The 25,843-nt window shown below is 59.9% G+C and carries 25 protein-coding genes; 9 read left to right on the top strand and 16 right to left on the bottom strand.

Annotated features, from left to right (window positions below):
- Nucleotides 1-90: 90 nt before the first annotated feature.
- The 3 genes from AC1V0D_RS00445 to aroL all read right to left on the bottom strand — a co-directional run bounded on the left by AC1V0D_RS00445 (nt 91) and on the right by aroL (nt 2,014).
- Complete coding sequence (locus AC1V0D_RS00445) at nt 91-843, bottom strand: IclR family transcriptional regulator (protein WP_150029343.1); 753 nt, start codon at nt 841-843, stop codon at nt 91-93.
- Nucleotides 844-1,186: 343 nt separating this feature from the next.
- Nucleotides 1,187-1,378: a YaiA family protein gene (locus AC1V0D_RS00440; RefSeq protein WP_009091809.1), complete on the bottom strand. Its 192-nt coding sequence runs from the start codon at nt 1,376-1,378 to the stop codon at nt 1,187-1,189.
- Nucleotides 1,379-1,489: 111 nt separating this feature from the next.
- A complete protein-coding gene (gene aroL / locus AC1V0D_RS00435) occupies nt 1,490-2,014 on the bottom strand; it encodes a shikimate kinase AroL (protein ID WP_154928032.1) in 525 nt (174 codons plus the stop codon).
- Nucleotides 2,015-2,329: 315 nt separating this feature from the next.
- Here aroL and AC1V0D_RS00430 point away from each other — a divergent pair, with 315 nt between their 5' ends.
- Entirely contained in the window at nt 2,330-3,040 is a 711-nt protein-coding gene (locus AC1V0D_RS00430) for a DUF2076 domain-containing protein (RefSeq protein WP_009091814.1), read from the top strand.
- A gap of 2 nt (nt 3,041-3,042) precedes the next feature.
- Here AC1V0D_RS00430 and AC1V0D_RS00425 read toward each other — a convergent pair whose 3' ends face one another.
- Nucleotides 3,043-3,492: a YaiI/YqxD family protein gene (locus tag AC1V0D_RS00425; RefSeq protein WP_009091816.1), complete on the bottom strand. Its 450-nt coding sequence runs from the start codon at nt 3,490-3,492 to the stop codon at nt 3,043-3,045.
- Between the two features lie 165 nt (nt 3,493-3,657).
- On the opposite strand from AC1V0D_RS00425, the gene proC reads away from it, so the two are divergent.
- On the top strand, nt 3,658-4,470 hold the full coding sequence (gene proC / locus AC1V0D_RS00420; RefSeq protein WP_140923328.1) for a pyrroline-5-carboxylate reductase: 813 nt from the start codon (nt 3,658-3,660) through the stop codon (nt 4,468-4,470).
- A 47-nt stretch (nt 4,471-4,517) separates the two neighbouring features.
- Here the strand turns inward: proC and AC1V0D_RS00415 are convergent, their stop codons facing one another.
- Nucleotides 4,518-6,044: an FAD-dependent oxidoreductase gene (locus AC1V0D_RS00415; protein WP_482906802.1), complete on the bottom strand. Its 1,527-nt coding sequence runs from the start codon at nt 6,042-6,044 to the stop codon at nt 4,518-4,520.
- Nucleotides 6,045-6,244: 200 nt separating this feature from the next.
- On the bottom strand, nt 6,245-6,547 hold the full coding sequence (locus tag AC1V0D_RS00410; RefSeq protein ID WP_033736600.1) for a PsiF family protein: 303 nt from the start codon (nt 6,545-6,547) through the stop codon (nt 6,245-6,247).
- Nucleotides 6,548-7,065: 518 nt separating this feature from the next.
- On the opposite strand from AC1V0D_RS00410, the gene AC1V0D_RS00405 reads away from it, so the two are divergent.
- Nucleotides 7,066-10,203: a beta-galactosidase gene (locus AC1V0D_RS00405; RefSeq protein ID WP_482906801.1), complete on the top strand. Its 3,138-nt coding sequence runs from the start codon at nt 7,066-7,068 to the stop codon at nt 10,201-10,203.
- On the opposite strand, the gene AC1V0D_RS00400 is transcribed toward AC1V0D_RS00405, so the two are convergent.
- Nucleotides 10,085-11,359 carry a multidrug efflux MFS transporter gene (locus tag AC1V0D_RS00400; RefSeq protein ID WP_071987815.1) on the bottom strand — a complete coding sequence of 425 codons (1,275 nt, stop codon included), beginning with the start codon at nt 11,357-11,359 and terminating at the stop codon, nt 10,085-10,087. The genes AC1V0D_RS00405 and AC1V0D_RS00400 overlap by 119 nt on opposite strands.
- 387 nt (nt 11,360-11,746) lie before the next feature.
- On the opposite strand from AC1V0D_RS00400, the gene AC1V0D_RS00395 reads away from it, so the two are divergent.
- A complete protein-coding gene (locus AC1V0D_RS00395) occupies nt 11,747-11,998 on the top strand; it encodes a biofilm development regulator YmgB/AriR family protein (RefSeq protein ID WP_009091829.1) in 252 nt (83 codons plus the stop codon).
- Nucleotides 11,999-12,007: 9 nt separating this feature from the next.
- Here the strand turns inward: AC1V0D_RS00395 and AC1V0D_RS00390 are convergent, their stop codons facing one another.
- The 3 genes from AC1V0D_RS00390 to AC1V0D_RS00380 form a co-directional block, all read right to left on the bottom strand.
- Complete coding sequence (locus AC1V0D_RS00390; protein ID WP_046101327.1) at nt 12,008-12,328, bottom strand: hypothetical protein; 321 nt, start codon at nt 12,326-12,328, stop codon at nt 12,008-12,010.
- 152 nt (nt 12,329-12,480) lie between these two features.
- On the bottom strand, nt 12,481-12,777 hold the full coding sequence (locus AC1V0D_RS00385; protein WP_009091832.1) for an I78 family peptidase inhibitor: 297 nt from the start codon (nt 12,775-12,777) through the stop codon (nt 12,481-12,483).
- 274 nt (nt 12,778-13,051) lie between these two features.
- Nucleotides 13,052-15,655, bottom strand: coding sequence for a bifunctional diguanylate cyclase/phosphodiesterase (locus tag AC1V0D_RS00380; RefSeq protein WP_009091833.1), 2,604 nt, complete (start codon nt 15,653-15,655; stop codon nt 13,052-13,054).
- A gap of 208 nt (nt 15,656-15,863) precedes the next feature.
- On the opposite strand from AC1V0D_RS00380, the gene AC1V0D_RS00375 reads away from it, so the two are divergent.
- The 3 genes from AC1V0D_RS00375 (at nt 15,864) to AC1V0D_RS00365 (ending at nt 17,175) form a co-directional block, all read left to right on the top strand.
- On the top strand, nt 15,864-16,514 hold the full coding sequence (locus AC1V0D_RS00375; protein WP_009091835.1) for a CPBP family intramembrane glutamic endopeptidase: 651 nt from the start codon (nt 15,864-15,866) through the stop codon (nt 16,512-16,514).
- 160 nt (nt 16,515-16,674) lie between these two features.
- Complete coding sequence (locus tag AC1V0D_RS00370) at nt 16,675-16,845, top strand: hypothetical protein (RefSeq protein WP_009091837.1); 171 nt, start codon at nt 16,675-16,677, stop codon at nt 16,843-16,845.
- Nucleotides 16,846-16,944: 99 nt separating this feature from the next.
- Nucleotides 16,945-17,175 (top strand): hypothetical protein, encoded by a 231-nt coding sequence (locus tag AC1V0D_RS00365; protein WP_046102016.1) that lies wholly within the window; start codon nt 16,945-16,947, stop codon nt 17,173-17,175.
- Between the two features lie 116 nt (nt 17,176-17,291).
- Here the strand turns inward: AC1V0D_RS00365 and yniD are convergent, their stop codons facing one another.
- The 6 genes from yniD to AC1V0D_RS00335 all read right to left on the bottom strand — a co-directional run bounded on the left by yniD (nt 17,292) and on the right by AC1V0D_RS00335 (nt 23,000).
- A complete protein-coding gene (gene yniD, locus AC1V0D_RS00360; protein ID WP_482907388.1) occupies nt 17,292-17,363 on the bottom strand; it encodes a small membrane protein YniD in 72 nt (23 codons plus the stop codon).
- A gap of 158 nt (nt 17,364-17,521) precedes the next feature.
- Complete coding sequence (locus AC1V0D_RS00355; protein ID WP_046101325.1) at nt 17,522-17,950, bottom strand: OsmC family protein; 429 nt, start codon at nt 17,948-17,950, stop codon at nt 17,522-17,524.
- 58 nt (nt 17,951-18,008) lie between these two features.
- Nucleotides 18,009-19,196 (bottom strand): FMN-dependent L-lactate dehydrogenase LldD, encoded by a 1,188-nt coding sequence (lldD, locus tag AC1V0D_RS00350; protein WP_058956385.1) that lies wholly within the window; start codon nt 19,194-19,196, stop codon nt 18,009-18,011.
- Nucleotides 19,196-19,969 (bottom strand): transcriptional regulator LldR, encoded by a 774-nt coding sequence (gene lldR / locus AC1V0D_RS00345; protein ID WP_154928038.1) that lies wholly within the window; start codon nt 19,967-19,969, stop codon nt 19,196-19,198. Before lldR ends, lldD begins: the two co-directional genes overlap by 1 nt.
- A complete protein-coding gene (lldP, locus tag AC1V0D_RS00340; protein ID WP_058956386.1) occupies nt 19,966-21,621 on the bottom strand; it encodes an L-lactate permease in 1,656 nt (551 codons plus the stop codon). The genes lldR and lldP overlap by 4 nt, the downstream gene beginning before the upstream one ends.
- Before the next feature lie 209 nt (nt 21,622-21,830).
- On the bottom strand, nt 21,831-23,000 hold the full coding sequence (locus tag AC1V0D_RS00335) for a cyanate transporter (RefSeq protein WP_482906800.1): 1,170 nt from the start codon (nt 22,998-23,000) through the stop codon (nt 21,831-21,833).
- An 87-nt stretch (nt 23,001-23,087) separates the two neighbouring features.
- On the opposite strand from AC1V0D_RS00335, the gene AC1V0D_RS00330 reads away from it, so the two are divergent.
- Both AC1V0D_RS00330 and AC1V0D_RS00325 read left to right on the top strand, forming a co-directional pair.
- Nucleotides 23,088-23,948: a LysR family transcriptional regulator gene (locus AC1V0D_RS00330; protein ID WP_009091854.1), complete on the top strand. Its 861-nt coding sequence runs from the start codon at nt 23,088-23,090 to the stop codon at nt 23,946-23,948.
- A gap of 89 nt (nt 23,949-24,037) precedes the next feature.
- A complete protein-coding gene (locus AC1V0D_RS00325) occupies nt 24,038-25,426 on the top strand; it encodes an amidohydrolase (RefSeq protein ID WP_482906799.1) in 1,389 nt (462 codons plus the stop codon).
- The last annotated feature ends 417 nt before the right edge of the window (nt 25,427-25,843 follow it).

Below are 25,843 nucleotides of genomic sequence, written 5' to 3'. Positions count from 1 at the left end.
GCATGGCGATCAGATTGAAAGAAAAAGGCCCGAAGGCCCTGGTTTTCCCTGGTGTGGCGAAAGTATTACGCCGATAAAATCGTGGTGACGTTACGCGCCAAACTTTTCGGCCATCTCTGTGGCCGTTGCGCGTAATGCGTCAAGGAGCGCGGGCGGGTATCCCGGTTCCGACTCCTGCGACAGAAACGACAGGCAGAGCGCGACCGTTTCGCCATGATGTTTGTTGTGTACGATGACTGACAGTGAACTGATGCCAGGCAGAGACTCATTCCGGGCCAGTGACCAGCCCTGCTGCCGGATTTCCGCCAGACTGGCAAGAAGCGACTCCGGGCTTTGCGGCGAGTTTGCCGGTCCAGCCTGCCAGTGATCACGAAAGCGCGCCAGCACCTCGTCATCGCTTAACTGCGCCAGCAGTACTCTGCCGGTTGAGGTGGCGTCAGCCGGCATCCGGCTGCCGGGTGGGGTGACCATCTGGGTAAAGTGACGGCCATGAAACATGCGCATCACTAATATTTCCCGGCCATCCAGCTTTGACACGTAGCCCATGCAGCCCGTTTTTGCGGCCAGCCTGACCATTGCGGCTGAGACGCTGTCCACCAGCGGTGCGGACAGATAGTGCCCGGCGGCGGCTAACAATACGCGGCCAATATGATAACCGCGCGTGTCGGCATCGCGCTCCAGCATCCCCTGACTTTCCATCGTGGCGAGCAGACGCGATACCGTGCTTTTGGGCAGGCCCAGCGCCTCAACCACCTCACTGAAGGAGAGACCGACATGCCCCTGCGTCACGCCCTTGTGCTGAAATAACCGGAGTACGGCGGCGGCATTTTCGAGTGTGGTCATGTCACGGGTTCCACTATATGGAACAAAGTTCCTCTGCAGTTCCGACGAAAATAAAACGTGACGCTGAATCGGTCAAGCGACAATTTTGACACCGGCAGGATCGGCAGCAGAGAAAATACGGCGATAAAATTGATTAGCGGGGCTTTATAGGGCGACGCCGGGAGTGCGCAGAACAGACGCCCGGACAAAAAGCCAGTCGCAGTAAATCTGCGTAAATTTTGCGTGTTAATTGACCGGATGCGGTCGGGGAAAGGGGAAACTCTATCGCGCAGGGGCGACAGAAAAGGATGTTGCCGGCTATGACAGGATGGAACAGGCTGGCGTCCCTGCCAGCAGCAACGAATTACTCTTTTTCGACGTCTTCGTAACGCGCTTTGGCATCATGCGCTTCTTCTTCCGTTTCGTGCTCGCTGATTAAGGAATTTGGTTTAGGGTGGTCAGCACGTAACTCATAGGACGTGACTTTTTTACCCTCAGGACCCTTTTCTACAGGCACAACTTTCGCTTCACGTGGATACGGTGGTCTGGTCGGCATACTGTGTCCCTCTTCTCTCAATAACATTCCACAGGACAGGCCGCTGCCTGTCATGAGGTAAGTATAGACAACACCCACTGAAGCGGGATCAAAGCGGGAAAAATCTGAGGGTTAGCTGGCGCGCGCCAGGGAGAGGGAGAGCAGGATCTCCTCGACCACACGCTCGGGGGACTGCATGGCATTCACCTGATGATGGGCGGCGGCCTGATAGAGATGCGCGCGTTCGCGCAGGACATCGCTCATCTCATCGGCAATCGGACGGCCGGTTAAGGTCGGACGCTGGGCCGCCTCTGGTTCGCTTTGCAGCCGCTCTGCCAGCACCTCCGGAGAGGCGCTGAGCCAGATCACCTGTCCCTGCTCCCGCATAAAGCGGCAGTTCTCCTCGGCCAGAATCATGCCACCGCCGGTGGCTATCACGGTGCGCGGCGCCGTCACGGCCCGCAGTGATTCTGTTTCACGGGCGCGGAACCCCTCCCACCCTTCTGCCGTCACAATCTCGGCCACGCTGCGCTGCGTGCTGAGTTGCAGATGGTGATCGGTGTCGGTGAAGGCGTAGCCCAGCGCCTGCGACAACGCCACGCCGACTGTGGTTTTGCCGCAACCGCGAGCGCCAATCAAAAAGATGGGTAGTGACATCAGGGCCGTTCCTCCGCCTGACCGCGCGATGCGGCTGCATGGTTAGCTGATTAATGCGACGCATCATAACTGGAAATTATTATGGCCTCCACCTGTCAGGCAGGTTTTACGCACTTTACTGCCCTGAATGGCGATAAGTCTTATCTTTTCAAGGGGAAATGCATGCACGATTTGTGCATCAGGGTCTGCGCTGCCCGGCAGAAATGGCGAAAAAGCGTGGCAAAACGGGTCTGGCAATATTTGCTTACCGCCACAGATTTACTTTTCTCTCAGCCGCCCACATATACTGATCACCATCGCCACAGGAGAGTCATCATGCAACGCGAAGAACAACAACTGATCGAAGGGCTGTTCACCCGCCTGAAACAGGCCGAAAGCCAGACCGCGGCACGTGATGCCGCTGCCGAACAACTGATTAACCAGCACCTGCAGGCGCAGCCTGGCGCACCTTACTACATGGCGCAGGCGATCCTGATTCAGGAAGCGGCGCTGAAAAAACTCAATGAGCGGGTATCGGCGCTGGAAAGTCAGCTGGCACAGCAGCAGCAACAGCAGCCCGCGCAGAGCAGTGGCGGATTCCTCTCAGGACTGTTTGGCGGCGGTTCACGTCAGCAGCAGCCTGCTCAGCAACAGCAGCAACCGTCACCCTGGAACAGTGCGCCTCAGCAACCGGCTCAGCCGCAATATGCGCCAGCCCCGGCGTCACGCGGCACCGGCTTCCTCGGCGGCGCACTGCAGACGGCGGTGGGTGTCGCCGGTGGTGTGGTGATGGCCGATATGCTGACCAGCATGTTCCACCACTCACAGCCGGAAGAGATTGTGAACATCATCAATGAGCCACCGCTGCCGGAGGTGAACGATAATCTCAACACCTTTAACGGCGGCGATGACAACCTCAATACCTTCAATGAGGGTAATGACAACGCCTTCCTGGATCAGAACAGCGGCTGGGATAACAATTTTGCCGACAACGGCGACCTTAACGATTTTGGCGGCGACGACTACGACGACGACAGCTTCGTTTAACGTCAGCGTTTCTGCTGTCTGAGCCAGCTATCCAGTTCATTTGCAAACTGCTGGCGGTCACGCGGACTCATTGCCGCGGGGCCGCCGGTCTGCACACCGCTTGACCGCAGGGTATCCATAAAGTCGCGCATCGTCAGCCGTTCCCGTATTGTCGCCGGTGAGTAGCGCTCGCCACGCGGATTCAGCGCCGCCGCCCCCTTCTCAATCACCTCGGCCGCCAGCGGAATATCGGCGGTAATCACCAGATCCCCTGGCTCAACACGTTTAACAATTTCATTGTCCGCAACATCAAACCCGGCAGGCACCTGCAGGGTGCGCAGATAGGGCGAAGGCGGCACACGCAGAAACTGGTTTGCCACAAAGGTGACCGTGGTGGCGGTGCGATCGGCCGCGCGGTACAGCACCTCTTTGATCACATTCGGACAGGCATCGGCATCGACCCAGATAGACATCATCACTCCTTACAGTCAGAGAAGTCTGCGATCTTGCCGGGTTCCCTTTAAATGGCAAATTTAATTTGCGGCACGCTTTCCAGGCTGCACGCGGCTGACTTGTTATTCGGGCTGACTGAAGTAAGCTAGCCGGAAGAAAACGCATAATGTCCTAAGGAGATGGCGATGCTGGCTAAGAAAATCGGGTTTATCGGCGGGGGAAATATGGCGAAAGCCATTATCGGCGGACTGGTCAACAGTGGCAAAATCGCCCCGTCTGATATTTTCGTTTATGACCGCAAAGCAGACACCAACCAGGCGCTGGCAGAGCAGTATGGCATCAACGCCGCAGAGAGTGCTGACGCGCTGGCGCGCGAGGTGGACATTCTGTTTGGCGCGGTCAAACCCAATGTCATCCTGAAAGTGTTAAAAGAGCTGGCAGGCAGCCTGAAGAAAGAGGCGCTGGTGGTGTCAATCGCGGCGGGTGTGACGCTTGATTCACTCTCTTCGGTGCTGGGTTATGACCGCAAAATTGTCCGGGCGATGCCTAATACCCCCTCGCTGGTGAGTGAAGGCATGACCTCGGTCACGCCTAATGCGCTGGTGGAGTCCGCAGAAACCGACGAAGTGGTCGCGATTTTTGAGAGCTTCGGCAAGGCAGCGGTAGTGGATGAGTATCTGATTCACTCGGTCGTGGGCGTCAGCGGGTCTGCCCCGGCCTACGTGTTCATGTTTATCGAAGCGATGGCGGATGCGGCTGTCGCTGGCGGCATGCCGCGCGCGCAGGCCTATCAGTTTGCCGCGCAGACGGTGAAAGGGGCGGCGCAGATGGTGCTGACTACCGGCAAACATCCGGCGGAGCTCAAAGATATGGTCTGCTCTCCCGGCGGCACCACCATTGAAGCGGTGAAGGTGCTGGAAGAGAAAGGGATGCGTTCGGCGGTGATTGAAGCGATGCAGCAGTGCATGGCGAAGTCAGAGAAACTGAGCCGCAGCTAGCAAGCCACGATGAGCAGGGCAGCCCGTCGGCCTGCCCTGCGTTCGGCCTACTCCATCGCTGCCTTGCAGTACGCCACGGCGTCGGCAAACGTCATGGGTTGCTGCATCCGTTCCACCAGCTCAGCGGTCAGCGTATACATCCCGCATGAGCAGATCGCCGCCAGTTCACCCTGCTGTCCATAACACGCGATAAACTTTTTCTCCTCCAGCGAGCCGAGCAGCTGGAAATTATCCCACTCTCTGGCGTGGCCCAGATACTCATAACGGGTGCCATACTGGGTCGTCCAGAAAAAGGGCACACGTTCAAAGGCGACGTGCTGGTCCAGCATATTTCTGGCGACGGTCTGTCCCTGCTGATGCGCAACACGATAGTGCTCGATGCGCAGCGGCCCCTGCGCCGACGGATACGTCGCGATATCACCCGCGACCCAGATGTTCTCAGCGACCTTCAGCTCTGCATCGGCCTGCAGGCTGCCATCTTCTGCCAGCGGCAGATCGTGGATAAAGTCGGTGGCCGGTTTCACGCCGGTGGCAAACAGGACGACGGTGGCGGGCAACTGCCGCCCCCCTTTAAGCTGCACACTGCTCACCTGCTGATCGCCCTGCAGGGATTCAATTTCGCCCTGCTCCCATTTCACGCCATTTTTCTGATGCAGCTGATAGAAATAGCGGCCAATCTGATCGCCAAACTGTTTCGCAAAGGGCAGCGTCTGGCGGGCAATCACCGTCACGTCAATGTCACGGTTACGCAGCGCCGACGCCAGTTCGGTGCCGATAAAGCTGTTGCCGATAATCACAATTTTATGGCTGGCATCTACCGCCTGAAGCAGCTGGTCGGTCTGGGCTTTGCTGCGCAGCAGATGCACCCCCTCCAGATCGCTGCCGGGTATATCGGGACGGACAGGTGCCGCGCCGCTGGCGATCAGGAGTTTGTCGAAGGCGAGGCTTTCACCATCCTCAAAGATCAGCCGTTGCTGCTGAGCGTCAAGGCGGCTCACACTGGCCTGAATGCGTTCGACGTGATCCATCACATCCGCTTTCAGCAGCTGCGGTACCTCGCTGATATCCATCTTGCCTGATGGCACAAATTTGGTCAGTGCAGTGCGGTCGTAGGGTGCGTCCGCTTCCCGCTCCACCAGCACCAGACGCCCTTTATAGCCCTCATGCCGTAACCGCCACAGCGCAGCACTTCCTGCCGCGCCGCCACCCAGCACCACGAAAACCGGTGCGTCTGCACCGCTGCCAATGGGCGCGGCGGGCGACATCGCCTCAGGATTGACCAGCACACGCCCCTCTTCAATTCGCAGCGGATACTGTTTGAGATCGGCCAGCGCCAGCGGCTCACACATTTTGCCGTCGGCCAGATTAAATGCGGCTTTGTGCCACGGGCAGACCAGCCGGTCGCCACAGATCGCGCCCTGCTCCAGCGGCGCGCCAGCATGCGGGCATGTCGCCTGGTAAGCACGAACGCTTTCCCCCTCGCGGATCAGTAACACTTCCACCTCACCCAGCGTTTTTTTAACCGGCTGACGCTGCGGCAGGTCTTTCAGATCGACGGTAAATTGATAGTTCACAACGTGGCTCCTTTGACTGTTCCGGTTGGGCGCCGCGCCGTCAGACCCTGCGCAGCGCAAATCCCCACAAACAGTAAGTGTGGCAAAGGAAATTAAAAGCCTGACGCGGAATGTTTGTCAGAAGCGTAACGGGCTGTTACCGCAGGGAATTTAAACGCAGGCCGGAAGGGAAACGGCCACCTGCGTGGCCGGGAGAAACATCAGCTTTTTTTCAGGCACTGGCTCATAAAGGTTTTACGTGCATCACCCGCCAGCTTTTTATCGCCAGCTTCGCCATTGCAGCTTTTCATTTTCATCTGCTGCGGAGACATCTGTGACAGCTTGCTCTCTTTTTTCAGGCATTCACTCATAAAGGATTTGCGCGCATCTCCCTTGAGATCCTGTGATTTGGCATGCTGGTTACAGATCGTCATTTTCTCCTGCTGCGGGGTCTTCTCCGCCGCATTTGCCAGCCCGCTGACCAGCAGGCCCGCCATCATCATTGCCAAAAAACCGACTTTCATCGTGTTATCTCCCATGTGGATGTGTTCTTTCTTATTCTGGCAGCGAATAAGCAAAGCGGGAAATGTTTCCGGTCAGCGTGATGGAAAGATCCCATTCCAGAGTGGGACTGTACTGCACGTTTAGCGCGGATCAACAAATCCGTGGCCTGGCCCGCCACCCGGCCCGCCCCAGCCCCCTCCACCGCCGCCAGGAGGCGGGAAAAGACATCCGCTCAGGATAAAACCTAATGCCACAACAGCCGCCAGCTTAACGATTCGTTTCATATCAACCTCAGGGTGTAAAAATCGGGCTGAGTGTATGAAGCCACCAGCGGGGCTGACAAGTGAGATTTCTCTGCATCCTGCCGCTATTCATCTTTGCTGACCAGACTTAACATTTTACAGTCAGTAATCTGCTCTGTTCTCAACATCCCGACCGATTTGCAGACGAAACTATTTGTGCAAATCGGGAGGGGGAACGCTTTACAGCCTGGCATTTTTTGCGCATTGTGAGCGCATCACATTTACAGGATACCGACATGACTCTCTCTCAGGCTGCTCTCAGCGACATCCTCTCCCGGCGCGACTGGGAAAACCCGGTAGTGACCTCACTGCATCGGCTGGATGCCCACCCGCCCTTTGCCAGCTGGCGCGATGAAGCCGCTGCGCGTGATGACGCCCCGTCCGCCTCACTGCGCAGTCTCAATGGTGAGTGGGGATTCAGTTACTTTGCGCAGCCTGAAGCGATTCCCGCCAGCTGGTTACTGCAGGATCTGCCGGATGCCGGTACGCTTCCGGTGCCGGCCAACTGGCAGATGCACGGCTATGACGCGCCCATTTATACCAACGTGCAGTATCCGATCCCGGTCGATCCGCCACAGGTGCCGGCAGCAAACCCGACCGGATGTTACTCGCTCACATTCAGCATTGAAGCCGCCTGGCTGGAGACGGGACAGACGCGCATTATTTTTGACGGCGTTAACTCCGCCTTTCACCTCTGGTGCAACGGTCACTGGATTGGCTACTCCCAGGACAGTCGGCTGCCCGCTGAATTTGACCTGAGCGAGGTGCTGCGTCCCGGTAAAAACCGGCTGGCCGTGATGGTGCTGCGCTGGAGCGATGGCAGCTATCTGGAAGACCAGGACATGTGGCGCATGAGCGGTATTTTCCGCGACGTCACCCTGTTGCATAAACCCCGGATTCATCTGGCTGACGTTCAGCTGGAAACCCGGCTCAGCCCGGAATTTTGCCGTGCGGATCTGCGCGCGCAGGTGCGTGTCGCGTTGCCTTCCGCCGTTACCTCACGCTATCAGCTGCGTCTGACGCTGTGGCAGGGCGAGCAGCAGATTGCACAGTGTCAGCAGCCGCTGGGCAGCGCCATTATCGATGAACGCGGCCACTATCCCGAACGCGCCCTGCTCAGCCTGCCGGTGGAGCGGCCTGACCTGTGGAGCGCGGAGACGCCTCATCTCTACCGCGCCACGCTGGCCCTGCTGGATGAGCAGCAGCAGTTAATCGAGGTGGAAGCCTGGGATGTCGGTTTCCGCCAGGTCACTATCGACAATGGCCTGCTGTGCCTGAACGGCAAACCGCTGCTGATCCGCGGCACTAACCGTCACGAGCACCACCCTGAACGGGGTCAGGTGGTGGATGAGGCGATGATGCGCCGCGACATCATGCTGATGAAGCAGCACAATTTTAATGCGGTGCGCTGCTCGCACTACCCCAATCATCCGCTCTGGTACCGGCTGTGCGATCGGTACGGGCTTTACGTGGTGGATGAGGCCAACATTGAGACCCACGGCATGCAGCCCATGAACCGGCTCTCTGACGATCCGCGCTGGTTTGCCGCCTACAGCGAGCGGGTCACGCGCATGGTGCAGCGTGACCGTAACCACTGCTGCATTATTATCTGGTCGCTGGGCAACGAATCCGGCCATGGCGCAACGCACGACGCGCTTTACCGCTGGGTGAAAAGCAGCGATCCGACCCGTCCGGTTCAGTATGAAGGCGGCGGTGCGGATACCGCCGCGACCGATATCATCTGCCCGATGTACGCCAGGGTGGATCAGGATCAGCCCTTCCCGGCGGTGCCGAAATGGTCACTGAAAAAGTGGATTGGACTGCCGGGCGAAACGCGCCCGCTGATCCTCTGTGAGTATGCTCATGCGATGGGCAACAGCTTTGGCGGCTTTGCGAAATACTGGCAGGCTTTCCGTCAGTTTCCGCGCCTGCAGGGCGGCTTCGTCTGGGACTGGGTGGATCAGAGCCTCACCCGCTATGACGATCAGGGAGAGCCCTGGCAGGCCTATGGCGGCGACTTTGGCGATACACCCAACGATCGTCAGTTCTGTATGAACGGGCTGGTGTTTGCCGACCGTACACCTCATCCGGCGCTCTATGAGGCGCAGCGCGCCCAGCAGTTCTGGCACTTCACGGTCGATCCCGACGATCCGCTGAGCTTTACGGTCAGCAGCGACTATCTGTTCCGCCACAGTGATAACGAAGTGTTGCGCTGGCGCATAGAGCAGGCCGGCCAGGTCGTGGCGCAGGGTGATATCCCGCTTGATATCCCCGCGCAGGGCCAGCAGCGGATCACCCTGCCCTCCCCGCCTCCGTTGCAGGGCGAATGCTGGCTGAATGTTGCCGTGCATCAGGTGCAGCCGACCCGCTGGAGCGAAGCTGGCTGGCGTGTCGCCTGGGATCAGTGGGCGCTCCCCTCCGCGCTGGCACTGCCTTTCCTGCCGGAAACCGGTGAGGCACCGCAGCTGCACGATAACGGCCGTGAGATTGTCGTCACCCACCGGCAGCAGCGCTGGCAATTTTCCCGTCACAGCGGCGAACTGGAACAGTGGTGGGTGGATGACGAGCCGACGCTGCTGACGCCGCTTCAGGCGTGCTTTATCCGCGCGCCGCTGGATAATGACATCGGGACCAGCGAAGCGGAACGGATCGATCCCAACGCCTGGTCGGAGCGCTGGAAAGCGGCGGGCTATGACCAGATGCAAAGCCAGCGGATAGCGATTGCGGCCGAAACGCTGACCCGGGCGGTGCAGATTGAGACGCTGCACAGCTGGCACGCAGGGGGACAGCTCGCCTTTATCAGCCGGATACGTTTTCTGATCAATGCACAGGGGGAGCTGACGCTGCAGCTTTCCGTTGAGCAGTCCCGCGGTTTGCCACCGCCAGCGCGCATCGGGCTACGCTGCGCGCTGGCGACGATCCCGCAGCAGGTGAACTGGCTCGGCCTCGGTCCGCACGAAAATTACCCTGACCGCCAGCTGGCCGCACAGTTTTCCCGCTGGCAGTTACCGCTGGATCGGCTCTTTACGCCCTATGTTTTCCCGGGTGAGAACGGCCTGCGCGGCGGCACCCGTGAGCTTGATACCGGCAGCTGGCAGGTCAGCGGGGATTTCGCTTTCTCGCTAAGTCGCTTCAGCCTGGAGCAGCTGCGGGAGACGTCACACCGCCACCTCCTGCGCCCGGAAACGGGCTGCTGGCTGCATCTGGATGCGTACCACATGGGCGTGGGCGGCGATGACTCCTGGAGTCCCAGCGTCAGTCCTGAGTTTCTGCTGACTCAGCAGCGCTGGCAGACGGAACTGACGATTTGCCAGCCGACGCGGGCAGAACGGTCTTCGGACGACGGTAAACGCGCTTCAGAAACAGCACATTAATCAGCACCACCACGGCGGTGGCAAAAAAGACCCAGCGGAAACCTGCCATCGCCGACACCGCCCCGCCCAGCAGCGGACCGGCAACGTTGCCGAGATACATAAACGACTGGTTGTAGCCGAAGATCCGCCCCGTAATGTTGTCGCGTGAATGGCGCACCAGCAGGGTCTGCACCGCAGGCATCATCGCACCATCGGCGAAACCCAGCAGAAAGCGCAGCACGCCCAGCTGCGTTGCGCTGGTCACAAAGGACATGGCGATAAACAGCAGCAGCGAGATCGCCATCGTCGCCAGCAGAATACGCTGTGTACCGATGCGATCGCCGAGTCGCCCCAGCCGGGGTGCGGCCAGCAGAGCGGACACGCCGGGCAGCGCGGCGATCACCCCGCTGAGAAACGCGATGTTCTCCGCATGGGGCGCCAGCTCCCGCACAAACAGCGTCAGGATGGGGTTAACCGATCCGTTACACATCTGAATCACCAGGGTGGTAAAGAACAGGCAGAGCACCAGTCTGGGGTTATCCAGCGAGCGGAACACCTCACGTCCGCTGAGCTTCTCCTTTTTACTCACCGGGGTGTAGCCGGTTTCTTTAATCAGGAAGAGTGTGACCAGAAAACTGACCAGCAGCAGAGCCGCGGTGACCATAAAGACCATGCGCAGCCCCACCCCATCAGCCAGCAGCCCGCCCAGCATCGGTCCCAGAATCACCCCGCCAATCTGGCCGGTGGAGACACAGCTCAGCGCCCAGCCGCTGCGTTCACGCGGCACCTGAGCGGCCACCAGCGCCATGGCGTTGGGGATATAGCCTGAGGTCAGCCCCATCAGGGCGCGCAGCAGCAGCAACTGCCAGGCTTCGGTGACGAAAGCCTGTAGCAGGATCACGATCCCCATGCCAGCAGCGGCGCGCAGCAGCATCAGTTTCCGCCCTTTGCGATCGGCGAGGCTGCCCCATAGTGGCGCAACGGCCGCTGAGATCACAAAGGTGATGCTGAACGTGAGTCCCGACCAGAGGCTGAGTGAGGTGCCGCCGGTGACGCCCAGCTGCTCAAGGTAGAGTGGCAGGAACGGAATAATCTGGCTGATCGCCAGTCCGGTAAAAAAACAGCCAAACCAGACCGAGATCAGGTTTATCTTCCAGGGTTCAATGATGCGTGGCATGGGCAGAGGGCGTGAAGAGAAAGAGGGCTGAGTTTAACCCAGGCCCGCTGCGCGTGACCGCCAGAACATGGCAAAAACGGCAAGCATCTTGATTCTGCGCAATTTACGCCGCCGTACAGGTCGCGGATCTGTCGCCTGCCGATCTCCATCCCCCCTCAGCAGGATGGAAAAATATGTCATTGTGTTACTGACAACCGTTTGCTTCGCTTCTATGTTTAAAAAACCGCCAGCCACGGCGGTATAGCGATCGTTCCGATCGGTGTGACGCCCTCCGCAAACAACGGTGCAGACCGTCCGGCTATGCTGAGGCGAACCCGCGTATTGAGTAGATAAACGCCCCTGCACCCGGGTGTAAGGGAGAGGTCTGGGGTTTAGCGGAGGTGGGAAATGAGAGTGCAACCGAACAGCGCCAGCCGCGCTATCACCGACTATTTCAATGGCCCGAACTGGCGGACGCCGCCCGAGTCCGATCTGCTGGCGGTGATTATGCGCGAGATGATGGAAGCGGGTCAGCCCGCCACCAATAAAGCGATAATTGCGCGGGTGATTGAGAAACTGGAAGTCGAAGGGGACGAAACGCAGCTGCAACGTTATCGTACCCTGCTGGCTCAGTTAATCGACGCGCCACCCCGGGCCTGAAGCGCTGGCTTATTTCACCCAGCGCAGCTTATCCGCTTCGCTGATGCTGGCCCGCCCGCTGCTGCGCTGAAACAGGCAGAGCTCCCGTCCACGCTTATTGTTCATCTGTCGCTGAGGATAGCGCCCCTCCAGCAACAGAGCGCTGTATCCTGTGCTGTCGTCATACTCAATCGGCTCGCCCAGCACCCTGACTTTGCTCAGGTGACTGGCGTTAATGCAGGCCTGGGTCATCACCTGACGGCTCTGTTGCCAGGCTTCGGCACTGGAGGCCTGCGCCGCTGCACTGCTGAGTAAGGCTACAGAGAGTAGCGCGCCTTTCATCCGTTTCATGTTCGCTCCTGTTACCGCCCGCAGGCGCTAAAAAAATTCCCGCCGGGGCGGGAATAAACAAGACGAGCATTGTCAATCGCGTGACGAGAAGCGCATCGAAATGCAGCGCCATTCTCGCCCGCCGTTATGACAAGGCTGTGACACCCAGGCCGTCAGCCGCAATAAACAGAGCTGATGTTGCCGTTTTTATCCGCCAGGAAGTTAAGCCGGTTGAGGTTAAAGTCCATGGTGACGGCAGAGTTATAAGGGATAGGACGCACCAGCTGATCGAAATGCTGTCCCTGCAGCGCGGTTAACGGTTTGCCGACATAGTGCTGAAACTGTGAGGCACCACAGCGATCATTCTCAGGATCCGGCTTCACGCTGGCCGTGTCAGAGTGGGAGGCGGATTGACAGGCGGTTAAGGCAAACAGACCCGCTACCAGCAGCCCTTTTCCATAAAATTTCACGTTTGATCTCCTGTTGGACGTGTAAAACCCTGTCCCCAAGAGTAGCAAAGCGTGCCGGCCAGGCTGAACTCTAAAAAAGTAAAGTTGTTACAGCCGCCGAAAACTGTAAGCGGTGGCGATCACAATTTAGGATTAATCGCACGCACTGCTTAAAAAAGAAACGCCCGGTGGCTACAATTAACTAAGATTATTCTTAGCTCCGGGAGTCCATAATGGAACTGATTATTTTTGTTGTCTGCGCCATGCTGATGACCGCCGTGGCGGTCAAAGTCCGTTAAGCGGACCCAGCCTGATTCTGCGCCGTTCTTTCCAGAAGCGTACTGAACGCAGCCAGCGGCATCGGACGACCGAGGAAGTAGCCTTGTCCCTCTTCGCACGAGAGCTGTTTTAACTGGTTCAGCTGCGCTTCTGTCTCAATCCCCTCTGCCGTAATGGTCAGCGCAAACGCGCGTGCCAGCGCAATAATGCCCGCTACCACTGACTGCGCCTGCTCCGACTCCGGAAAATCTTTCATCCATGAGCGATCGATCTTGAGGCCGTTAAAGGGGTAGGTTTTCAGGTAACCCAGCGCGGCATAACCGGTGCCGAAATCATCCACGGTTAACCTGACGCCCAGCGCCCGTAAGCCCTGCATCATCTCCAGCGCACGCTGCGGATGTTCAAAGGTGACATTCTCTGTGATCTCCAGCTCCAGACGCGTTGCCGGCAGGCCGCTTCGGGCCAGCGCATCCGCCACCCGCTGCACCAGGTCGCTGGTGCGAAACTCCATCGGCGAGATATTCACCGAGACGTAGCGGTCGCCTCCCCACCCCAGCGCATCTTCACAGGCGCGCATCAGCACCCAGTCACTGATGGTGGCAATCAGTCCGCTCTCTTCCGCCAGCGGAATAAAGTGATCGGGTGTCATCCACTGATCCGGCGCAACCTGCCAGCGAAGCAACGCCTCGGCTCCCGCCAGCTGGCCGCTCAGCAGCTGATAGCGGGGCTGATAGTGCAGGCGAAATTCATTGTTCCTCAGCGCTTTCTCAATGCGGCGTGCCATTTCACGCTTATCCTCGCGCTGGCTGGCCATCTCGCTGGCATACCAGACCCACTGATTGCGCCCCGCTTCACGCGCTTCGGTGAGCGCGATATCGGCCATACGCAGCAGCGTTTCCGGGTGACTGGCATCCTGCGGGACGCAGGCAATGCCCATGCTGACCGTCAGATAGTGGACATGCTGGCCGGTGCTGATCGGCTGCTGAACCTCATGCACCAGCTGAGCACAGCGCTGATCGACCCGCTCGCGGTTCGTTTCACGCAGGACCAGCACAAACTCATCCCCGCCCAGTCGTGCCACCAGCTCCTGAGGCCCCGTGGCGCGCTTCAGACGCTGCGCGATCTGGCTCAGCACCTCATCGCCCGTCGCATGGCCCCAGGTTTCGTTGATCGGCCTGAACTGATCGAGGTCGAGCGTAATCAGCGTCAGCGGCACGATCCCTTCCGGCTGCTCAAGATGCTGTGTCAGAAACTCCTGCAGCTGTACGCGGTTCGACAGGCCGGTTAAGACGTCATGACGCGACAGGAACTGAATACGCGCCTCCGCTTCCATACTCTGCGTGATGTCTGAAACCGTGCCGCGGAATCCGATACGCCGCGTGTCATGCCAGATCGTTTTCGCCACCAGCTGACCAATACGGCGGTTGCCCTGCGCCGACATAAACTGGCAGCGCAACGGCATCTGCTGTCCCTCCTCCTCCTGGCGCAGCAGCCAGGCGACCAGCGAATGGCTGGGATGGGTCAGCAGCTGATCGATGTGTCGCCCCAGCCAGTGTGACATGTCGTGGCCGGTGACATTTTCAAAGCGCGCGGACAGGTAGATCAGGCGGCCCTTCTCATCCGTCTCCCAGATCCAGTCTGACGCCGCCTCAGCGAGATCGCGAAACCGCGCTTCGCTGCTGGCCAGCTCCTGCTGGCTGATCGCCAGCATGGCGAAGCGCCGGTCTGAAAGGATCGCATTCGAAAGCGCATGGCGGCTGACGCGGCGGGTGATCAGACCAATGATGATCGCCATCAGCGTCAGCAGGGGCAGCAGAAACAGGATCAGGCCCATTCCCGGCATCTTTGGTGTCCAGCGCAGGACAATCGGTTCGCCGTGCGGCAACGGCTGCACCATGCGCGGCTCGCGTAGCGCATCCTCTTCACTGTCGGGCAGACGCAGCTCGCGCACATCCAGCGAGGCGCCCAGCGCCTGAAGTTTGGCGGGGGTAAACAGATTCACAAACACCATCACGGATGGCGGCCCCGCCTTTGACGGCGTGTTATCCACTCTTCCGCTGCTGATAGGGGCGGCCACCACGATGGCGGGCAGATGATTGATCTCTGCATCCTGCGTCATGGCCCTGTTGTTCAGCTGACGCGCGGCCGCAATCAGGCCGGGCGTCTGCTGACCCAGCCACGCCTCCAGCGGCGTGTCCGTCAGCTGACCATCAATCACCGTGTAGGTGGTGTGACCTTTGCCATCCACCACGAACACGCCTTCATAGTGATACTCTTCATAAAGACCCGGACCAAAGTTCTCTTCGTCATACGCCCAGGCCTTGTTCACGCTGACGTGAAGATTACGCCACGCTTCTCCCCAGAAGGCATAATCCCGGATATCAGTGGCCATCGCCTCCTGACGACTCTTCCATGCCTGCTGCACCAGCAGCAGATCGTGCTCAGCCGATGTGCTGTTCTGCCGCTGGGCGATGGTCAGCACCATCACCATTGAGAGCAGCAGCACGCCAAACAGCAGCAGCGAAAGCGTACGCAGACTGCGGCGCGTAAAGCGCACAGTGCGGTCTTCAGCAGCCTGTCTGAATGGCGGTGAGGGCGGTGCCGGGGGGTTAAAATTCATTGAAAGTGCTCACTACACAACCAGGTTTTAGTCACGGGCCAGCCCCGTAATACGGGGGGCTGACCAGATAGTTTCCTCAGTTATCGGCCCGCCTGCTCCGGTGTTTAGTCTGCGGCAAAAATAAGCATGCAATATTGTCTCAAGGGCTGACTCGACAGCGATCAGGCGCATTGCTACTATGCGCTAACCTTCGCTGGCAGAGTCGCCTATGAACACCAATTCCGACAGAGTGACCCTGACGCTGTTCTACGTCGGCAGCTTTGTGGTTTATTACCTGGTTACCATGCTGATCACGCTGTTTCCCAACTACAGCGTGCTGCGCAATGACGGACTGCTGGTGCCGGTGCTCTGCCTGTTTGAATTTGCGGTTATCTACCCGCTGTATCGCTTCTACTGCCAGCGCCGCGCCGATCTGCCGCTGGGTGAACTCGGCATGCTGCAAACCCTGCTCTTTACCGGCGCGCTGTTTGTCCTGATGGCGGCCCAGATGCAGTTTATGCAGCCGGAAGGCTGGCTGGTGATGCAGGCCCAGCAGGGACGCAATTCGCTGCTGATTCTGCTGCTCACCGCCGTGCTGCTGGCCCCGGTGTTTGAAGAGGTGCTGTTCCGCGGATTCCTGTTGCAGGGCTTTCTGCTGTGGGCACCGCGCAGCCGCTTCGCCTGTATGCTGCTGACCTCGCTGCTGTTTGCGGTGATGCACACGCAGTATGTTCACTGGCAGACCCTGATCGCCCTGACGCTCTTTTCGCTGCTGCTCTGCTACGCCCGGCTGCGGAGTAACAGTCTTGCCCTGCCCATCTTTCTGCACACCCTGAACAATCTGATTGCGCTGCTGCCCGCCTGGTATTTCGCGGGCTGACGCCTCATCGCCTCTCTGCTGACGCACCGTTTTCCGGCCGTGTGGCGGGCCACCGCTCACACTGACAATGCTGCCCCGGCACGTTTGTCTATACTGGTGGATAAAAAGGGAAAAAAAACGTCACAGTCCGGACCAGCAGACCGTGTAAAGGAGAAGAGCGATGTTGATAGGATTCGTGTTGTTAGTGAGCGCGTGTGGATATGATGCCTGTGAGGCGTTACCCGTCTCGGAGCGTATCTATCCGACCAAAGCCGACTGTGAAACGATGGCGCACCGTATTCACAAAGTCAGACCGAACGTGGTCCTGCTTTGCGGTGAAGTTCATCGCTGATTCAGGGCCAGTCGCAATAAAGCCGCGCGGCAACATTGCAAGCTGGCGATTTAGCGTACAAAATATAAGCTGTTGTTCACCATTATCGTTGTGAATCCCATGAAAACATCACGTCCCCGTCGTCCTGCCGGACGCTGGGTTTACTATCTTTTGTATGATGGCATTCTGTGGCCCTGCCCTGTCCGCTGGGAGTGGGAGAGCAGTTATGGCGGCTGGCTGCCGTTTTACTACACGCCTACCTTTGAGTTTGTGGTGGGCGATCCGCGTAAGGCTCATCGCATTGCGCGCAGCGACGTGCGGGTCAGACGGCGCGAAGATGCCTTTGTCTGAGCGAAATCTACCGCCACGGCAGCCATGAGGCTGTCAGCAGGAAGTAAATCGCCTCCAGCACGATAATCACCATCAGTAAGATGCCCAGCGAATGGCGACCTGTTCCCTTCATCGGTTCAGGCCCAAATCATCGCAGCCCGGCGTATCAGCAGCAGGGCACCACAGATGCATAACAGCACCAGCACCATCTTCCACTGTTTTCTGGCCGCCCGGACTCTCATCATCGCGGTTTCCTCTCTGTCAGAAAGCAAAGATGCGCCTGAAGGCGCATCTGTTTCGGTCAACAGCAGGACCGGTTGTGCATAGCGTCGCGCCAGGGTCGCCAGAGGGCGACCCGTTACCGGCATCAGTTATTCAGCGTGTAATCCAGTGTGATTTCCGCATTCAGTAACTGAGAAACCGGGCAGCCCGCCTTGGCGTTGTTGATGATTTCATCAAACGCTGACTTATCAATGCCTGGCAGAGAGACGGTGCTGGTCAGCGCCACTTTGGTGATGGCAAAGCCGTCGCCTTTCTTGTCCAGCGACACATCGGCCGTGGTATCAATGCTTTCCGGCTTGTGGCCCGCATTGCCCAGCATCAGCGACAGGGCCATGGAGAAACAGGCCGCGTGCGCTGCACCAATCAGCTCTTCCGGGTTGGTGCCTTTGCCGCCTTCAAAACGGGTGTTAAAGCCATAGGGCTGCTGGCTCAGCACGCCGCTCTCAGTGCTGACGGTGCCTTTGCCTTTGATATCGCCTTCCCAATGCGCCGAACCTTTCTTATGAATGGTCATCTCATTCCTCCTGTGGGTAAAGAAGCTAAGTATAGACAATGCATTCATTTTCGCAGGCTTAACTCACCGCGCGCGGACGGGGTGAGGCGCTCTGCGGTTCCAGCAGCGCCCCGGCCTGCACCAGCGAATCGCGCGTGATATCCGCGATGGACTTCGCGCCGGTCAGGGTCATGGCAACGCGCATCTCCTTCTCAATCAGGTTCAGCAGGTTTTCCACGCCGCGCTGACCGTGGGTCGCCAGCGCATAGATAAAGGCGCGTCCCAGCAGCACGCTGTCTGCGCCCAGCGCAATCATGCGCACCACATCCAGCCCGTTGCGGATACCGCTGTCTGCCAGAATGGCAAGATCCCCTTTGACGGCATCGGCAATCGCCGGTAACGCCCGCGCAGACGACAGCACACCATCCAGCTGACGGCCGCCGTGGTTAGACACCACAATCCCGTCGGCCCCGAAGCGCACCGCATCGCGCGCATCTTCCGGGTCCAGAATCCCTTTGATCACCATGGGCCCGTCCCAGAACTCACGGATCCACTCCAGATCGCGCCAGGAGATAGAGGGATCGAAGTTGTTCGCCAGCCAGCCGATGTAATCTTCCAGTCCGGTCGGCTTGCCGAGATAGGCAGAGATATTGCCCAGATCGTGTGGACGTCCCTGCAGGCCGACATCCAGCGCCCACTGCGGATGCGTGACCGCCTGCCAGTAGCGCCGCAGCGCGGCGTGCTGGCCGCTCATGCCGGAGTGCGCATCGCGATAGCGGGCACCCGGCGTCGGCATATCGACGGTGAAGACCAGAGTCGAGCAGCCCGCGGCTTTGGCGCGCTCCAGGGCGTTGCGCATAAAGCCGCGGTCGCGCAACACATAGAGCTGGAACCACATCGGGCGGTTAATCGCCGGTGCCACCTCTTCAATCGGGCAGACCGAAACCGTGGAGAGGGTAAACGGTATCCCTTTCAGGGCGGCCGCGCGCGCCGCCTGCACCTCTCCCCGACGGGCATACATGCCACACAGTCCTACCGGCGCCAGCGCAACCGGCATCGACAGGGTTTCCTTAAACAGGGTCGTTTCCAGGCTCAGTTCTGACATGTTCTTCAGAATACGCTGGCGCAGCGCCACGTCCGACAAATCCTCCACATTGCGACGCAGGGTATGTTCGGCATAGGCCCCGCCGTCAAGATAGTGGAACAGGAACGGCGGCAGGATACGTTGCGCGGCGGCGCGATAGTCACTGGCAGCTGAGATAATCATCAGTCGGATTCCTTAGGGTTGCGTGTGTCGTTATCCGGTAAGCGGGTGATGCGCGCCTGACGCGCTTCATCTTCATGCAGGCTTTTCATGGTGGTGTGAACAAACCCCAGGTGCTGCATCGCTGCCTGCCGGGCGGCGTCGGCGTCGCCCGCGAGAATGGCGTCGAGCAGCGCCTGATGCTGTTCCGTGAGGCGGGCAAAAATCGCAGGCTGGGTATACATCCGCTGACGGCTCTGCATGACCGAGGATTGCAGCAGTTCAAAAAAGCCCCGCATGGTCTGCAGCAGCACCAGGTTGTGCGACGCCTCGGCAATCGCCAGATGGAAGCGCACATCGGCCTGGGCGGCGAGATCGGGATCGTCACTCTCCTTCAGCTTCAGCGTGGCATCAAAGGCGTATTGCAGCCGCTCTCTGTCGGCGTCGGTGGCGCGCAGTGCCGCATGCCAGGCGGTGCTGGCCTCAATGGCGTGACGCGCCTCCAGAATGTCATAGCGGTAGTCGGGATCGTCATGCAGCAGCTGGCGAATCGGCTCCACGATGCGCTGTTCCGACCAGGGGGCCAGCTGCTGCCGGAGCCAGGTTCCGCCGCCACGCCGGCTGATCAGCATCCCGCTGCTGATCAGCTGCTGAATCGCCTCACGCAGCGAGGAGCGTGAAACGCCGAGTTCAGCCGACAGCTGTCGCTCGGCGGGCAGGCGCATGCCTGGCTCAAGATGATGGTCGGTGATGTACGCCCGCAGGCGCGTCACCAGCGGGTCTGCCGGGTTTGTCATGGGATCATCCAGGGGAAAACGTAGGCCTGAAGCGTGGTAATGAGACCGACCATACAGGTGAAAATCAGGCTGTGTTTCACGGTAAAGCGGAACAGGTCGGACTCTCTGCCCACCAGCCCGACCGCCGCACAGGCGATGGCGATCGACTGCGGTGAGATCATCTTGCCGGTCACGCCGCCGGTGGTGTTGGCCGCCACCAGCAGCACATCGGAGACGCCAATCTGCTGCGCGGTGGTAGCCTGCAGAGCGGCGAAGAGCGCATTGGATGAGGTGTCCGATCCGGTCAGGAAGACGCCCAGCCAGCCCAGAAACGGCGAGAAGAAGGTAAACGCGTGACCGGTGTGCGCGAGGGCCAGCGCCAGCGTGGCGGAGAGGCCGGAGTAGTTGGAGATAAAGGCAAAGGCAAGCACCATCCCGATAGAGTAGATGGGCAGCGCCAGCTCCTTCAGCGTGGCCGCAAAGGTCTGCAATCCGGCCCTGGGTTTCATGCGCAGGAAGATCATCGCCGCAATCGCCGCGATCAGAATCGCGGTGCCGGTGGCGGAGATCAGATCGAGTTTATAGAGAGCCGGATAAGGGGTGGCGCTGCTGACCACCGGCGGCACCCGCGCCACCAGCCCATTCAGCAGCGGAACCGGTATGTTCAGCACCCACTCATAGAGCGCGCCGCCCTGGGTGAACAGCGCCTTAAACGGGGGAATACTCCAGAGCGTTACGGTGGCGGTGAGAAACAGGAACGGCATCCAGGCGCGAACGATCTGGCCCAGCCGGTACGTCTGCGGCGGAGTCAGGGCGTCATCCTGCTTCGCCCCGGCATCAGCAAAGCGGAAGATGCGCACCGGCTTCCAGACCCGCAGAAACAGCGTCAGGGATATCAGCGAGGCGAGCGACGAGATAATGTCAGGCAGCTCCGGGCCCAGAAAGTTGGAGCTGAGAAACTGGGCAACAGCAAAGGAACCGCCCGCCACCATGACTGCCGGCCAGGTCTCTTTTACCCCACGCCAGCCATCCATAATCGCCATAATCCAGAACAGCACAATCAGGGTCAGCAGCGGCAATTGACGTCCGGCCATCTGGCCGATGGCGAAGCTATCCAGCCCGGTGACCTGCCCCGCCACGATAATCGGAATTCCCATCGCGCCAAAGGCGACCGGCGCGGTATTCACGATCAGGCAGAGTCCGGCGGCATAGAGCGGGTTGAAGCCCAGCCCCACCAGCAGCGCGGCGGTAATCGCGACGGGTGCACCAAAGCCCGCCGCCCCTTCCAGAAAGGCGCCGAACGAGAAGCCGACAATCAGCATCTGCAGGCGCTGATCGGGCGTAATCGACAGGATAGAGGCGCGGATAATATCGAACTGGCCGGTTTTAACCGAAATTTTGTAAACGAAAACGGCGGCGACAATGATCCAGGCTATCGGCCACAGGCCGTAGAGAAAACCATACACCACGGCGGCCAGCGCCTGTGCCACCGGCATCTGATAGAGGAACAGCGCCACCAGCAGCGCCAGCACCACAGTCAGGGTGGCCGCCAGATAGCCCTTCATCTTAAGTTTAATCAGTGCAAAGAAGAAAAACAGAATCGGTATCAGTGCGACCAGGCTCGAAAGCCAGATGTTGCCCAGCGGATCGTAGTTTTGTTGCCAGATCTGCATGCCGTTATCTCCAGAGGAAAGATGAGATGGAACACAGTCGCTGTGCTGCATTCCCTCAGCCCGCCGGATTGGTCAGACCACATCCGGCTTTCGCGGGCCTTATGGCTGGAGATAGTTAATGCATTGTTAACTTGTGGCAACAAAAGTTGCGCGATTTTTCTGGTTGTGTGAACCAGGGAAAAATATTGCGCCGATTGGTCTGACCAAAATCAGGGGTTTTCTTCGGGAAAGGCGTGCGGATAACTGCGCGGATGGAAACGCAGATTCAGCGCAATCAGCAGCAGCGTAACCGCCGCCTGCAGAACCCACACGCTGCTGAAGTGGCCGGTAAGCGTGTGCAACTGCCCGGCGATAAACGGCATACTGCCCGCGATAATAAAGCCGACGCCCTGCATAAAGGCGACCAGCCGCGCACCCGCCTGCGGCTGCGCCAGATGATCCAGGGCCAGTACCAGCGCCAGCGGAAACGCCCCGCCCAGTCCTGCGCCCGCGATCCCCGCCCAGAGCCAGGGAGCCAGCTGCGGGGCAAACAGGAAGCCAAGCATGCCGCTGAGCTGCATCGCCAGCGTCAGCAGCAGCAGCGGACGGCGATCGCGCCCCCGCGCCATCAGAGGCAGCAGCAGCGCCCCGGTCACCTGACAGCCGATCATCATGCCGAGCAGTGAGCCGCCCGCCTGCGCAGGCCAGCCCAGCTGGTGATAGAAGTCGGGCAGCCAGGCGACACAGATGGCGTAACCGCCGTTCACCAGGCCGAAACTCAGCGCCAGGGTCCAGGCGCGCGGTTTACGCCAGAGGGAAGGCAGCGCTGCCCTCTCCTGGCGGGCGACCGGTCTGCTGGCGATAAACAGCCAGAGCAGCATAGCCAGCACCACCGGCAGCGCCCAGCTGCTCAGCGCGCCCTGCCAGCCAAGCTGCCCGGTCAGCCACGGCGAGATTGCCGCACCGATGCCACCGCCGCCCATCAGCGCCGCGGCCCACAGACCGGTGACCCCGGCACTGCGCTGGCCAAAGCGCTGACGGATCACTCCCGGCATCGCCATCTGCACGATGCCGATGCCCGCACCGCCCGGCAGGGTCGTCAGCACCAGTCCTCGCCCCTCCGTCACAAACAGCCGGCTCGCCAGGGCCAGCAGCAACAGCAGCAGCCCGCCCAACAGCAGTTTGCGCACGGAAAAGCGCTGCATCAGTGGCGCACTGACGAGGGCAATCGCGCCCATCATCATCATCGGCAGCGCTGGCAGCAGCGACGCCGCCAGCGGTGCCAAACCAATGCTCTGGCGTAACTGGCCGAGCAGCGGGCTGACGGAGGTCATCAGCGGCCGCATATTCAGCCCGGCCAGTACCAGTGCCGCCAGCAGCAGAACGTTATCTCTCTTCATCGGCAATCCAAACGTTTAAAAGTTGTCAGCCTGACAGCAGCCGATACTATTGGGAAATGAAATATTACTCTGCCAGGTAGTGAAAAAATGAATCGTCAGCCGATGTTTACCCCGCAGCAGTTGCTCAGTTTTGTGGCCGTGTGCGAAACCACCAGCTTCACCCGGGCGGCCGACCGGGTGCACCTGTCGCAATCCACCGTCAGCCAGCAGGTGCGGCGCCTTGAGGAGATGGTGGGAAAGGCGCTGCTGGTTCGCTCCTCGCATCAGGTGCAGATCACCGAAGAGGGCGAGAAACTTTTAGGCTATGCGCGACGGATTATTGCGCTGAACGGGGAAGCCCACGATGTCCTGAGCGATCAGTGGCGCGACGGCGTGCTGCGGCTGGGGGTGCCGGAAGATTTTGCCGCCCCCACCGCCGGTCTGCTGGCGCACTTCAGTCGCGCCCACCCTCAGCTGCGGCTGGATGTGATGAGCGGCATGCAGGTGGAGCTGAGGCGCGCCTGGCAGCGTGAAGAGCTGGATATCATGCTGATTAAGCAGCCCTATGGCGATCGTCCGCTGGCATCGCGGCCGGAACCGCTGCTGTGGCTCGACAGCGCGGAGTGGCCCTGCTTCGAACAGACGCCGGTGCCGCTGGTGCTGTTTCCCCAGCAGGGGCTTTATCGCGATGAGGTGTGTCAGACGCTCGATGCGCTGGGCCGAAGCTGGCGCATCAGTTACAGCAGCGCCAGTCTGGTGGCGCTGGCCGCCGCCAGTGCGCAGGGGCTGGGGCTGACGTTGCTGCCCGCCAGCTGTCGCCTGCCCGGACATCGGGTGCTGGGCCGTGAGCAGGGGCTGCCGGTGATTGATACTTTTGAACTGGCGCTGTTCTGCCGTCATCCACAGGATCCGTTGCAGCGTGCGCTGGCGGAATCACTGGCGGCGTTCGGTCAGCTGCGCTGGCAGTGAGATATCGAATAGTCACCAGTGAGAAATAGCGCAGCAGGGTAAGCCCGCCTTTGTCAGATTAACGGTCTGTTCCCCTGACTGGAGTTTTTATGCCTGTTTCCTCTTCATCGAGCCGCCGTGACTTTCTCGGACAGGGTGTCCGCTGGACCGCCGCAGGCGGCCTGCTCGCTGCGGGTCTCGGCCCGGCCAGTGCCGCGACGACTTCCGCCCCCTCCGTCTCCCATCCTGACACCCCCGCCCCGCTGCCTCAGCAGGATCACTATCTGCTGCGCAATGTGCGGCTGGAGGAGGGGTTTATTCGTGAGGAGGATGAGATCGTCGCCACCCGCACCGGCCGTTACGATATCAGCGTGCGCGACGGCAGCATTGATCGACTGACGCCCGCTGGTCAGGGTGATACGACTCTGCCGTCATGGGATGCGCAGGATGCGCTGCTGCTGCCCGCCACCCGGGATATGCACATCCACCTTGATAAGACCTTTTACGGCGGCCCGTGGCAGGCGCCCCGTCCCCGTCAGGGCAAAACCATCATGGATATGATTGCCCGCGAGCAGGTGCTGATTCCGCAGTTGCTGCCGCACTCACAGGCGCGTGCCGAAGCGTTAATCGCCCTGCTGAACGCCAAAGGCACCACCCGCGCCCGCAGCCACTGCAATATCGATCCGGTCAGTGGCCTGCAGAGTCTGGAACATCTGCAGGCGGCGCTGGCGCGGCACCCCGCCTTTCACTGCGAGATCGTGGCGTTTCCACAGCACGGCCTGCTGCACTCGCAGGTCGATGGCCTGATGCGCGAGGCGATACAGCACGGCGTCGCAAAGGTGGGCGGGCTGGACCCTACCAGCGTGGATGGCGCGATGGAGAAGTCACTGGATGCGATGTTCCGGATTGCACTCGATTATCAGCGCGGCGTTGACATCCATCTGCATGAAACCTCCCCGGCTGGCGTGGCCGCGATCCAGTACATGATCGACACCGTCGCCAGGAACCCGGCGCTGAAAGGCAATGTGACACTGAGCCACGGTTTTGCGCTGGCGACGCTGGAGGGGAGCGCCCTGAACAAAATGATTGAAGGGCTGGCAGAGCAGCAGTTCAGCGTGGCCTCAACGCTTCCCCTCGGCAAACTGACCATGCCGATTCCGCAGCTGCAGGCGGCGGGCGTAAAAGTCATGACCGGCACCGACAGCGTTATCGATCACTGGTCACCCTTTGGCACCGGCAGCATGCTGGAAAAAGCGAATCTCTATGCCCAGCTCTATCGCGGCTCGGATGAGTTTTCGCTGTCGCGGGCGCTGGGGATTGCCACAGACGATCGGCTCCCGCTTTCGGCTCAGGGTGAGAGACAGTGGCCGCAACCGGGCGATGAGGCGAGCATGATGCTGGTAGCCGCCAGCTGCTCCGCCGAAGCCGTGGCACGGATTTCACCGGTAGTCGCGACCTTCTCGCGCGGTAAACCCGTGTTTGCGCTGTCATCGGCCTGAAATCGCAGGGCGGATGGTGGGCGTTTAGCCTGCTTAATCATAGCGGAGAGATCGAGCCTGCTCAGGGAACAGGGTCAGATCGGAAAGTCGCTCAGGCCATCCATGGCCGCTCGGCCCGCGCCGTCCCTGGCGCGGGACGCTTTCCTCTTCTGACCCTGTTCCCTGCGCCTTATCCTTCATCATTGCAGCCACAATCATCCTGCCTGTGGTCTCGCCGTCAATGTCAGTAACTGATGCGACTGCCGGACTTGAAGCGAAGGGAGCATACGCCTGTAGCAAAGCATAGCGGGCCAGGGATGGCCCGCGCTGAGCCTGCCAGGGATGGCGGTTTTGCGTCTTTGCGGAGGGCGTATGCTCCCTGAAGCCTGCTCTGACAGGAAGCTGAGTGGTATCTCGAAATGGATCGCGCCTGCTCAG

This window comes from Pantoea sp. PA1 (assembly GCF_056856975.1).
Note: the sequence above shows the minus strand (reverse complement) of the source record. Positions and strands in the feature narration are given on the sequence as shown.

Coding starts and splice junctions, on each gene's coding strand:
- AC1V0D_RS00445 (WP_150029343.1), bottom strand. CDS start 843: ATGACCACACTCGAAAATGCCGCCGCCGTACTCCGGTTATTTCAGCAC.
- AC1V0D_RS00440 (WP_009091809.1), bottom strand. CDS start 1,378: ATGCCGACCAGACCACCGTATCCACGTGAAGCGAAAGTTGTGCCTGTA.
- aroL (WP_154928032.1), bottom strand. CDS start 2,014: ATGTCACTACCCATCTTTTTGATTGGCGCTCGCGGTTGCGGCAAAACC.
- AC1V0D_RS00430 (WP_009091814.1), top strand. CDS start 2,330: ATGCAACGCGAAGAACAACAACTGATCGAAGGGCTGTTCACCCGCCTG.
- AC1V0D_RS00425 (WP_009091816.1), bottom strand. CDS start 3,492: ATGTCTATCTGGGTCGATGCCGATGCCTGTCCGAATGTGATCAAAGAG.
- proC (WP_140923328.1), top strand. CDS start 3,658: ATGCTGGCTAAGAAAATCGGGTTTATCGGCGGGGGAAATATGGCGAAA.
- AC1V0D_RS00410 (WP_033736600.1), bottom strand. CDS start 6,547: ATGAAAGTCGGTTTTTTGGCAATGATGATGGCGGGCCTGCTGGTCAGC.
- AC1V0D_RS00405 (WP_482906801.1), top strand. CDS start 7,066: ATGACTCTCTCTCAGGCTGCTCTCAGCGACATCCTCTCCCGGCGCGAC.
- AC1V0D_RS00400 (WP_071987815.1), bottom strand. CDS start 11,359: ATGCCACGCATCATTGAACCCTGGAAGATAAACCTGATCTCGGTCTGG.
- AC1V0D_RS00395 (WP_009091829.1), top strand. CDS start 11,747: ATGAGAGTGCAACCGAACAGCGCCAGCCGCGCTATCACCGACTATTTC.
- AC1V0D_RS00390 (WP_046101327.1), bottom strand. CDS start 12,328: ATGAAACGGATGAAAGGCGCGCTACTCTCTGTAGCCTTACTCAGCAGT.
- AC1V0D_RS00380 (WP_009091833.1), bottom strand. CDS start 15,655: ATGAATTTTAACCCCCCGGCACCGCCCTCACCGCCATTCAGACAGGCT.
- AC1V0D_RS00375 (WP_009091835.1), top strand. CDS start 15,864: ATGAACACCAATTCCGACAGAGTGACCCTGACGCTGTTCTACGTCGGC.
- AC1V0D_RS00370 (WP_009091837.1), top strand. CDS start 16,675: ATGTTGATAGGATTCGTGTTGTTAGTGAGCGCGTGTGGATATGATGCC.
- AC1V0D_RS00365 (WP_046102016.1), top strand. CDS start 16,945: ATGAAAACATCACGTCCCCGTCGTCCTGCCGGACGCTGGGTTTACTAT.
- AC1V0D_RS00355 (WP_046101325.1), bottom strand. CDS start 17,950: ATGACCATTCATAAGAAAGGTTCGGCGCATTGGGAAGGCGATATCAAA.
- lldD (WP_058956385.1), bottom strand. CDS start 19,196: ATGATTATCTCAGCTGCCAGTGACTATCGCGCCGCCGCGCAACGTATC.
- lldR (WP_154928038.1), bottom strand. CDS start 19,969: ATGACAAACCCGGCAGACCCGCTGGTGACGCGCCTGCGGGCGTACATC.
- lldP (WP_058956386.1), bottom strand. CDS start 21,621: ATGCAGATCTGGCAACAAAACTACGATCCGCTGGGCAACATCTGGCTT.
- AC1V0D_RS00335 (WP_482906800.1), bottom strand. CDS start 23,000: ATGAAGAGAGATAACGTTCTGCTGCTGGCGGCACTGGTACTGGCCGGG.
- AC1V0D_RS00330 (WP_009091854.1), top strand. CDS start 23,088: ATGAATCGTCAGCCGATGTTTACCCCGCAGCAGTTGCTCAGTTTTGTG.
- AC1V0D_RS00325 (WP_482906799.1), top strand. CDS start 24,038: ATGCCTGTTTCCTCTTCATCGAGCCGCCGTGACTTTCTCGGACAGGGT.